At 62.3% G+C, this 7,383-nt stretch carries 6 protein-coding genes and 3 pseudogenes; 3 read left to right on the forward strand and 6 right to left on the reverse strand.

The genetic code is table 11. The annotated features are described in order from the left end of the window. Positions 1–22: 22 nt before the first annotated feature. Positions 23–2,055 (reverse strand): annotated as a pseudogene (locus AC0V2S_RS19955) (methyl-accepting chemotaxis protein). 322 nt (positions 2,056–2,377) lie between these two features. On the opposite strand from AC0V2S_RS19955, the gene AC0V2S_RS19960 reads away from it, so the two are divergent. Continuing rightward, positions 2,378–2,836 carry a GNAT family N-acetyltransferase gene (locus AC0V2S_RS19960; protein ID WP_475511236.1) on the forward strand — a complete coding sequence of 153 codons (459 nt, stop codon included), beginning with the start codon at positions 2,378–2,380 and terminating at the stop codon, positions 2,834–2,836. On the opposite strand, the pseudogene AC0V2S_RS19965 reads toward AC0V2S_RS19960, so the two are convergent. After that, positions 2,837–3,834, reverse strand: a pseudogene (locus AC0V2S_RS19965) (TRAP transporter substrate-binding protein). It lies immediately after the preceding gene. A 416-nt stretch (positions 3,835–4,250) separates the two neighbouring features. On the opposite strand from AC0V2S_RS19965, the gene AC0V2S_RS19970 reads away from it, so the two are divergent. Next, positions 4,251–4,691, forward strand: coding sequence for an HIT family protein (locus AC0V2S_RS19970; RefSeq protein ID WP_475511237.1), 441 nt, complete (start codon positions 4,251–4,253; stop codon positions 4,689–4,691). A gap of 206 nt (positions 4,692–4,897) precedes the next feature. Beyond that, complete coding sequence (locus AC0V2S_RS19975; protein ID WP_475511238.1) at positions 4,898–5,194, forward strand: hypothetical protein; 297 nt, start codon at positions 4,898–4,900, stop codon at positions 5,192–5,194. A gap of 69 nt (positions 5,195–5,263) precedes the next feature. On the opposite strand, the gene AC0V2S_RS19980 is transcribed toward AC0V2S_RS19975, so the two are convergent. From AC0V2S_RS19980 to AC0V2S_RS19995, 4 genes and pseudogenes are all read right to left on the reverse strand, one after another. Beyond that, positions 5,264–6,175, reverse strand: a complete 912-nt coding sequence (locus AC0V2S_RS19980) for an enoyl-CoA hydratase/isomerase family protein (RefSeq protein WP_475511239.1) — start codon at positions 6,173–6,175, stop codon at positions 5,264–5,266. 196 nt (positions 6,176–6,371) lie between these two features. Next, on the reverse strand, positions 6,372–6,623 hold the full coding sequence (locus tag AC0V2S_RS19985) for a c-type cytochrome (RefSeq protein ID WP_475511240.1): 252 nt from the start codon (positions 6,621–6,623) through the stop codon (positions 6,372–6,374). Beyond that, the gene (locus AC0V2S_RS19990) at positions 6,533–7,087 is read right to left on the reverse strand and encodes a hypothetical protein (protein ID WP_475511241.1); all 555 of its coding nucleotides are present in this window, start codon (positions 7,085–7,087) and stop codon (positions 6,533–6,535) included. Before AC0V2S_RS19990 ends, AC0V2S_RS19985 begins: the two co-directional genes overlap by 91 nt. A 4-nt stretch (positions 7,088–7,091) precedes the next feature. Continuing rightward, a pseudogene (locus AC0V2S_RS19995) lies at positions 7,092–7,383 on the reverse strand (cytochrome c); the annotation flags it as partial.

Here is a 7,383-nt window from a genome sequence, read left to right on the forward strand (position 1 = left end):
TTTTTATTGCCTGAAAAACCCGTTAACCAAGGCTGAACCGCGCCGTGTTGTCGTTCAATGCGCGGCGCCTCGGCTTAGCCGATCAGCCGCCTTGGTTTACCGCACGGGCGCCACGAGTAGTAAACGAATCGCCGCCTGTCCACCTGCTGAATGCTGCGCTGACTTCATCGGCCGTGGTGGCCTGTTCTTCCCGGCCGGTGGCGATTTGCGCCAGCGTGTCGCTGACCCCCTGAACGGCGTGGCAATTTTGCCCAGGCTGACACCCAGCCCCGGTCACGGCGCTGGCGTCGCTTTGCGCCTGGCCGCAGCCGCTTCCATCAGATCCACGGCCTGGCGCACGGTGCTGCGCGCAGGCTTTCCACGGTGTTGGCAATTTGCAGCGTCGAAGCCTGGGTCCGTTGCGACAGGCTGCGCACTTCATCGGCTACCACGGCAAAACCGCGGCCTTGATCGCCGGCACGGGCGGCTTCAATGGCCGCGTTAAGCGCCAACAGGTTGGTTTGCTCGGCGATGCCGCGAATGCTGTCGACCACCGATTGAATCTGTTGCCCTTGCTCGCTCACCCGGCCTAGCGCTTCGGCGGTTTCGCTCAGGCGCTGGTTGAGTTCCTGAATGCTGGCGGTGGTGCGCTCGCTGTCGCGGTTGCTGGCTTCGGCAATGGCGCGGGTTTGCTGCACGCTGGCCGAGGCCATTTCGCAGCTTCTGGACACGCCCAGCGAGGTGGCCGCCAGTTGCGTGGCGGCGGTGGCAATCTGGCTGATCTGGTGTTGCTGCGCTTCCACTTCGCCGAGGGTGTCGGTGGACTGTGAGTTAAGGGTGATGACGGCGTCGCTGAGTTGGTACGTCTCGTGGTTGACGCCGAGCAGGCTGGTGCGCAACTGCACTACGGCCACGTTCAACGCGGTGCTGATGGCGGCCAGTTCGTCGCGCCCATGCACGGCCACCTCTACGCACAAATCGCCGTCACGCAGCGATTGAGCGAGGGTCGTGATGCCACTGGCGCTGCGCCGAATGGAGCTCTGCAGGCACACAAACAGGTACACGGCCGCGAGCAGCAGAATGCCAAAACCGACCATCACCGGAATGGCCTGGGCGATGGCGCGGTCGTGGTAGAAGTCCAGGCGCGCATCCAAGGCGTTCAGCGATTGCAGGCGCAGGTCGTTGAGGGTTTGCAGCAGGTTGTCCATGGTGCGCTGGAAGGCCGGGCCTTTCAGGGTGATGGTGTCGCCGAACAGGCCGTCGTCGAGGGCTTTGAGCTCGGTGTTCAGTTGCTGCTGGGTGGCGGCATATTGCGTCGCCCAGCCAGTCAGTTCGGCCGGCAGTTTCGCTTGCAGGGTGGCGCCGGTTTTATCCAGCTGCGCCCGGGCATCGTTGATGCGCCCGCGCAGGTCGCGCAGTTGCAGGCGGCTTTGCAGGCTGAACTGGCCGGCGGCCACCGACGCTTCACCGAGGCTGGCCAGGCGGCCGATCCGTTCGAGCAGATCCGGGCCTGTTGGGTGGCGATCTGCATCAGCAGGTAGCCTTCTACCGAGGGGTCCAGGGTCAGGCCGTTGGCCATGGCGATCTGGTCACGCAGGCTTTGCAAGTTGGCTTTCATCGCCGTGAAGCGGTCCAGCGCATCGGGCCACCACCCCACGGTGCGCAGGCTCGCCGACTCCAGTTGCGGCACGCCGGCTTGCAGGTCTTGCAAGGTTTTTTGCACCTCGTCGCTGGCGCCTTCGGCGGTCAGCACGCTCGTCAGGTTGTCGAAAGCGGTGCGCAACACCGGCATGGCGGCGTCCAGCTTGGCAATGGCTTGCTGGGCTTCCGGGCCCGCGTGCGCGCGGTGTCCACGGCTTTCCAGCGCGCGGCGAGGTTGCGTTGGCTGGCCAGCTGGCTGTCGACGGCATCGAGCGCCAGCAGTTGGCGTACGCCGCTGTGCTCTTTGGCGATGACCGCCATTTTCGCGAGGTAGGTCTGGCCCACCATCCACAGGCTGCCGGCCAGGGGCAGGGCGAACAGCAGAAACAACAGTTGAAACTTGCGGGCAAAGCCAAAGCGGCTTAGAAGACGGATCCCTGGGATAACACGGACTGCATGAACGACGACTCCTCAAAGATCTTGCCAGCGTTCCGTTGTACAGAACGCTGTTGTGGCTGCCGGTGCTGGCAATGAGCCATTTTGGTAGCAAGTTCTGGACCGCGCTCGTTTTAGAGGCGACGCGTGGTTGCTAGGCGTCGTCTGCGGGGCTTCGTGGCGTCGAATTGGTGCGTGTGCGCACTGACGGGGCGGGCTGCTGCACTGGTTTGTGTCACGCAACGACCCGCCAGCCCGGTAGAGTGTTTCGCACCGTGCGAGCGGCGCTAAAGCGGCTCGCCTTTCCAGATAAGGAATTCCCGTGGCGCATTTGCTTTGGCTGCCTGACCACATGGAACACAGCACCACCATGGCCACCTGGCTGTACGAGCAGTTTCATTACGAATATGCCGAGCAGACGTTGAGCGAGTGGCAGGCCGAATTTGCCGCAGGACAACACAACGGCGACTGGCCCAGTCTGGTGGCGGTGGAGAACGGCCAATTGCTCGGCGGCGCGGCGTTGGCCAAAGAGGATTTGCCCGGCCGTGATGACCTGGGGCCGTGGCTGGCGTGTGTGTTTGTGACGCCCGAGGCGCGCGGTCAGGGCATTGCCGAACGGCTGGTGGAAGGTATTTGCGAGCGGGCGCAACAGCAGGGTGTGGCGCGGTTGTATCTGCATACCCAGGACCGCGCGGCGTATTACGCCAAGCGCGGTTGGGTGTTGGTCGAGCAGTTCCAACGCTGGGACAAACCCCAGTCGCTGATGGCGCGAGACCTGTAGTTACTTACGGTTTACCGCGCGCGCCGCGTGCAATACGTCGGCGCCGATCTCGCCTTCGAACTGCTTCCACACCGGCAACATCGCCTCACGCCAGGCCGCTTGTTCGGCCGGGGTCAGGGTGATGATCTTTGCTTTGCCGTCCTTTACCAGTTGCTCGTAATCGCGCTGGTTGTTGGCTTCGGCGGTGGTGTTAACCGACTCGGTCACTTCGTCCAGAATGGTTTCCAGCTCGGTGCGGATCTGGAACGGAATGCTGGTCCAGAACTTACTGTTGGTGACCACCATATAGCTGAGCACGCCATGGTTGGTAACGGTCACGTAGGGCTGCACCTTCTCGAATTTCTGCGACACAAAGTTCGACCACGGGTTTTCGGTGCCCTGTACGGTGCCGCTTTCCAGGGCCTTGTAGGTGTCGGCAAACGGCAGCTTCACGGTGGTGGCGCCGAGCGCGGCGAACTGCGCTTCCAGCACGCTCGAAGCTTGAATACGGAAGGCCAGACCTTTGGCATCGGCCGGGGTACGCAGCGGCTTGTTGGCCGAGAGCTGCTTCATGCCGTTGGTCCAGAAGCCCAGGCCGTAGATATTGCTGCTGTTCATCGAACGCAGCAGTTCGCGGCTTTTTTCGCGTTTGAGGAAACGGTCGACGGCGGCCTGGTCGGTGAACAGGAACGGCAGGTCAAACACCTGCAAACGCTTGGTGTATTTGTCGAACTTGGAGAGCGACGGCGCCAGCATCTGCACGCGGCCATCAGCCAGGGCGGCCAGCTCGTCGGCGTCGCCGAACAGGCTGGAGTTGGCGTACACCTCAACCTTCACCTTGCCAGCCAGGCGTTCTTCCACCAGTTTTTTGAACAGCAGGGCGCCTTCTCTTTGGGCGTGCTTTCTGCCGACACATGGGAAAACTTGATGACGATGGGGCCGCCATCTTCCGCTGCCGCCATCGAGGGGCTGGCCGTCAGCAGCAATGCCGCGAGCGCCAGTGACAAATACTTGAACATGCGTTTTTCCTTAAATTCTGCCAAGCCAAATAACCCGCCTCAGGCTTGTGGCCGCTCGGGAGGTGCGTGTGTTCTAGATTGTGTTCAGCGAGGGGCGACAGGGGTCGTCGCTTGCGTAGGGCAAGCGCGGGTCGCGGTGCTGTTTATTATTGGTAGGGCCGCCATGACTGGAGGGCCAGGGTAGGACCGCCAGGTTTGCTAAGGGCGGGGATTCTTCCGTAAAGGGCCGGGCCACGCAACTGGCGGTATGCCGAGGCGCTCGCAAATCTGCAAATTATTCGGGGTTTGAATACCGCACCGTCGCCCCCGCGCAGGCGGGGGCCCAGAATTTTTTGGCGGGCACCTCTGCCCGGTCTTCGCCGGAGCACCAGTGATCGGGTAATGTTCGCCGTCAACGCCCACGTTACGGAACCTTGATGAGCTTGCACGGCGACTACGACAACCAGAACATCTTCGCCCAGATCATTCGCGGCGATGCCCCTTGCTACAAGCTCTACGAGGACGACGATGTACTGGCCTTCCTCGACGTGTTTCCGCAGTCGTTCGGCCACAGCCTGGTGATTCCGAAACGTTCGGCGGCACGCAATATTCTGGACGTGGACACCGGGGCCCTGGCCAAGGTGATAGCCGTGGTACAGAAACTCACCCGCGTGATCGTCGCCGAGCTGGAGCCGGCCGGTGTGCAGGTCGCCCAATTCAACGGCGCGCCAGCCGGGCAGACGGTGTTCCATATTCATATGCACATCGTGCCGCGTTATGCGGGTGAAGGGCTGGGCGCGCATGCCACGCAAAAGGCCGACGCGGCTGAGCTTGAGCAATTGCAGGCGCGCTTGCTCAAGCGCCTGGCTCAGGACTAGACTGGCCGCCGGGCGCGACAGGGCGCCCGGTCTCGCAAAAGCCAGCCGCACCTGTCGTAGGTTCTCCGTATCCGGATTTACCGCACCTGAATCTCCACGCGCAGCGAGAACGGCATTCTTGGAAGAGGAAAGGTTTATGTGGTCTACATCCAACCCGTTGTCCCCCCCGTACCCATAGCGACTTTCTACGCAGCCACGCTCGCCGTTTGCTTCGTCATGCCCGTGCGGCGGAAGTCAGTGTGGCGCTGCCGGTCTTGCGCCGGTTACTCGCGGCAAAATTGAGCGGTGGTTTAAGTTTGTCGGCGCTGCACCGCCAGCGTGGCGAGTTGCAGTTGAAAACGCTGTTGCGCCTGTTGGCGGTGGAATTGGGTTACGCCGATTGGGTGGCGTGCAAAGCGGTGATCGATAGTCGCGAGGCCGCATGCCTGGACCGCTATCGGTTAGACGCCGGCGCCTTGGCGATTTTGAAAAACCTGGTTCACCAACGCCGCCATGGCTCGTGATTGGCAACGCGAGCATGGCGGGTATGTGGTGCAGTACGGGGAGCAGGCCGTAGCGATATTGCGGCCGGCTTAAAAAGTATCGAGGCTGAAGCCTCTCCTACATGGATCGGGTTTTTGTAGGAGAGGCTTCAGCCTCGATAAATGTTCCGCCTTACACCGCGTCTGGATACCGCGCCAGATTCGCCCCCAACTCCCGCTCCATGTCCCTATCTTTTGCCCGCCGTTATCCATCAACCACTGCACCCGCTCGAGGGTGGCGGGCGCATTCATATCGGCGCCAAAACGTTGCGATTCCTGTACCAAGGCATCCGCTGGTGCGGCACTTACCTGATCGATCACGGCCTTGATATGCGCAATACCCGCCGGAGGGAAACCGGCGATGCGCTGGGCCAAGGCGTCGCAATGGCTGCTTAGTTCGGCATCCGGCAGGGCACGATTGATCCAGCCGTAGCGCTCGGCCGTTTCAGCATCAAAGTCGTTGCCGCCCAGGCAGATTTCCAGCGCCCGGCCACGGCCGACCATCTGCGCCAACCGCACCGTGCCGCCAGCGCCGGGCAACAGACCTACCGCCACTTCCGGCTGACCGAGCACGGCGTGTTCCTTCGAGGCAAAACGCATATCCAGCGCCAGCAGAAATTCACTGCCGGCCCCGCGGGCACGGCCGCGCAGTTCGCCAATGGTCACTTGCGGCAGTTTGCTAAAGCGGGTGAACAGGGCGCTCAGCAAACTGGCTTGGCCTTCGGGCAGTGGCGGCGCCGGCTGGTGCAGTTGGCTGCCAAGGTCGAAGTGGGCGATGAAGAACGCCGGGTTGGCGCTGCGAAACAGCACCACGCGGGTGGCGGTGTCGGCTTCGAGGCTTTTGGCGAGTTTGAGCAGGTCGACGATGACGTCGCGGTCCATCAGGTTGATGGGCGGGTGGTCGAATTCGATGGTGGCCACGCCATTGTGGTCGCGGCGGGTGAGGGTGCGGTAGTCGCTCATTATTGTTCTCCTGAGGGGTGTCAGGAGGGTGGCGCGGGAGCGGGCAGCGCCTCAAGGATTATCCAGCGGCGTGATATTGGTTTGTAGGAGCGAGCTTGCTCGCGAAAACCTGGAAAAGGCGTTCGCTAGCAGCTAGCTCCTACGCAGACGCGTAAACGTTACGGGCGCAGATCCCCGCGCAAATCACTGACCTCACCTACCGAAACCGCCGGCGCCGCATTCCCCACGTGTTGCGCACATACGTGAGCACGTCGGCGATGTTCTCGTCGCTAAGGTTCCAGGCAAACGACGGCATAGCCGGCGCAGTAGGCGCTGCTTCGGTGCCGCCGGCACGGCTACCGGCCAATACCACGCGAATCAGCGAGGTCGGGTCGGTGCTGTTAACCAGCGGTGCCGCCGCCAGTTTCGGGAACAGGTTTTCACCCCTTCGCCGCTCCCGACATGGCACGCCGAGCAGCGGTCGGCGTAGATCGCCTTGCCGGCCACCATCGCCGGATTGTCCGCCGCCAGCGCTTGCGGCGTTGGCGTGGCCGGTTGGCCATCCTTGAGGTACACCGCCACGGCCATCAGGTCTTCATCGGTCCAGTGTTGGGTGGAGTTTTCCACCGCTTCGGCCATGGGCCCGGAGGCGATGTCGAACCGGTTGGCGCCGGTTTTCAGGTATTCCACCAGGTCTTCGTTGCTCCACTGCCAATGCCGCTGTGGGCGTGGCAGTGATGTCCGGGGCAATCCAGCCCTGCAGGTTGGAGCCGGCGAGGAACTGCCGTTCTTGTCGCCACCAATCAGGTTTTTCGGCGTGTGGCAGGTGCCGCAGTGGCCCAGGCCTTCAACTAGGTAGGCGCCACGGTTCCATTGCGGGGTTTCTCCGCATTGGGGGCGAATTCGCCTTGGCTGAAGTTGAGCATGTTCCAACCGATCAGGCTGGTACGCACGTTGAAGGGGAACGGCAGCTGGTTGGTTTCCACCGGTTGTGTACCGGCTCCAGGGTTTGCAGATAGGCCCAGATGGCCAGGTTGTCTTCCTTGCGCACCTTGGTATACGCGGTGAACGGCATGGCGCCGTACAGGCGTTTGCCGCCTTTGCTATGGCCTTCGGACATCACTTTCTGGAAGTCATCGAAGGTCCAATAGCCCAGGCCGGTTTCCGGGTCGTGGGTGATATTGGCGCCGAGCAGTTTGCCGAACGGCGTTTCAATCGCCACGCCACCG

It is taken from the genome of Pseudomonas sp. CC11G (assembly GCF_056174845.1).

Excerpts from the sequence above, each read along its gene's own strand:
- AC0V2S_RS19970 (WP_475511237.1), top strand. The coding sequence starts at position 4,251 with ATGAGCTTGCACGGCGACTACGACAACCAGAACATCTTCGCCCAGATC.
- AC0V2S_RS19980 (WP_475511239.1), bottom strand. The coding sequence starts at position 6,175 with ATGAGCGACTACCGCACCCTCACCCGCCGCGACCACAATGGCGTGGCC.